1 protein-coding gene is annotated in these 2,379 nt (G+C 71.2%); it reads right to left on the bottom strand.

All coding sequences use genetic code 11. The features are described from left to right. Positions 1–2,379 (bottom strand): condensation domain-containing protein (locus AOK24_RS38225; RefSeq protein ID WP_159052136.1); only part of this gene is annotated, 2,379 nt, incomplete at both ends.

Raw genomic sequence — 2,379 nt, 5'->3', positions numbered from 1 at the left:
GTCTCGGTGATGCCGTACATGTTGACCATGACGGGTCCGCCGCGGCCGGAGCGCTCCACCCATCCGGCGATGCGCCGCCAGTCGAGGGCTTCCCCGCCGAAGACGACCGTGCGCAGCGCCAGCCGCTCCCGCAGCCCCGGGTCCGCGTCCAGTTCCTCGGAGAGCCGGTAGAACGCGGACGGCGTCTGGTTGAGGACGGTGACCCGCTCGGCGTCCAGGAGCCGCGCGAAGTCGCCGGGCGCGCGCGCCACGTCCTGCGGTACGACGACGAGCCGCCCGCCGTGGGCGAGCGCGCCCCACAGTTCCCACACGGAGAAGTCGAAGGCGTACGAGTGGAACAGCGTCCACACGTCGTCGGCGCCGAACGTGAACTCGCCCTGCGTGGCGGCCAGGAGGCGGGTGACGTTGGCGTGGGTGAGGACGGTGCCCTTGGGGCGGCCGGTGGAGCCGGAGGTGTAGATGACGTACGCCGCCGACTCGGACGGCACGGCGCGCACCGGCGCCGCGCCCGCCCCTTCGACGGCGTGCCGGGTCTGCGGGTCGTCGAGGACGACGCTGCGTTCACGCACCTGCGGCGGCAGGTGCCGGGCGGTCTCGCGCAGGGCGAGGACGGTGTGGGTGCCGCTGTCGGTGAGGACGTAGTGCAGACGGTCCGCCGGGGAGTCCGGGTCCATCGGCACGTAGGCGCCGCCCGCCTTGAGCACCGCGAGGACGGCTACGACGAGCTCGGGCGACCTGGGCAGGACGAGGCCGACACGCGATTCGGCGCCGACGCCGCGCGCCGCGAGATGGGCCGCCAACTGTGCGGCGTGGGCGTCGAGTTCGCCGTAGGTGAGGGTCGTGTCCCGGTAGGTGAGGGCGGGGGCGTCGGGGCGCAGGCGGGCCTGTTCCTCGAAGAGGGCGACGAGCGAGGGGGCAGGGGTGCCCGTGTCTCCGGTGTCGTTCCAGCCGGTGAGGACCCGGGCGTGTTCCTCGGCGCTGAGCAGGTCGAGCGTGCGCAGGGGGGCGGCGGGGGTCTCGGTGATCCGGCGGGAGAGGGTGAGCCAGTGGGCGGTGAGCTGGTCGATCGTGGAGGCGTCGAAGAGGTCGCTGTGGACGACGGCCGCCTCCAGGGAGCCGTCGGGGCGTTCCAGGAACTCCAGGTGCAGGTCGAACTGAGTGGTGTCGCGGGGCGGTACGAACTCCTCGGCGGTGAGTCCGGGGAGGGTGAGCGGGGTGTCGGGGGTGTTCTGGAGGACCAGCATCGCCTGGACGAGGGGGGTACGGCTGGTGTCCCGCTCCGGGGCCAACTCCTCGATCAGCCGGCTGAAGGGAACGTCCTGATGCGCGAAGGCGTCCAGGACCGTCTCCCGTACACCACCCAGGAGTTCGGCGAAGGAACGCGACTCGTCGATGCGCGAACGCAGGACGAGCGTGTTGACGAAGAAACCGACCAGCCCTTCGAGTTCGGCCCGTTCACGGCCGGAGACCGCCGTACCGAGGGCGATGTCACGCTGACCGCTGTAACGCGACAGCAGCAACTGCGTCACCGCCGTCAGCACCATGAACAGACTCGCCCCCGACTCCCGTCCCACACGGGCCAGTTCAGCCGCGACCTCCGCCGGAACCTCGAACACGTGTGTCGAGCCCGCCGACGACCGCACCGCCGGACGCGGCCGGTCCGTCGGCAGCTCCAACGGCTCCAACCCCGCCAACTGCTCACGCCAATAGGCGAGTTCACCAGCCAGCGCATCACCCGCGAGGCGTTCACGCTGCCACACCGCGTAATCCCCGTACCGGACAGGCAGTTCAGGCAGCGCGGCCCCCGAACACAACTCACCCAGCTCACGCAGGATCACGCCCGTCGACCAGCCGTCGGTGACGATGTGGTGGAGCGAGAGGGCGAGGACGTGCGTGGAGGGCGACTCCCGGATCAGCAGCACGCGGATCAGAGGGCCCTCGCACAGGTCGAAGGGGGTGTTCGCCTCGTCCCTCAGCACCGTTTCGAGGAGTGCCGGCTCCGGCTCCACGATCCGGACGGGGACGGCCAGGGTGTCGTGGACGACTTGGGTGCCCTGTCCGTCGTGGGGGTCGAAGGTGGTGCGCAGGGAGTCGTGGCGCCGGACCAGGGCGTCGACCGCGTTCTGGAGGGCTTCGGTGTCCAGGGGGCCGGTCAGGCGCAGGGTCGTCATGAGGTTGTAGTCGGTGCCGCCGGGGGCGAAGTCGTCGAGGAACCAGAGGCGTTCCTGGGCGAAGGACAGCGGGAGTTCGGCGGCGTCCTGCGGGGTGATGACGTCGGGTTGGCTGCCTGGTGAGACCGTCGCCGCGAGGGCCGCGACAGTGGGGGCGTCGAAGAGAGCCCGGGGAGAGAGGTCGGCACCGAGGGCGGTGCGGATACGG

The organism is Streptomyces niveiscabiei (assembly GCF_001419795.1).
In the GTDB taxonomy this organism is placed as follows: domain Bacteria; phylum Actinomycetota; class Actinomycetes; order Streptomycetales; family Streptomycetaceae; genus Streptomyces; species Streptomyces niveiscabiei.
Note: the sequence above shows the minus strand (reverse complement) of the source record. Positions and strands in the feature narration are given on the sequence as shown.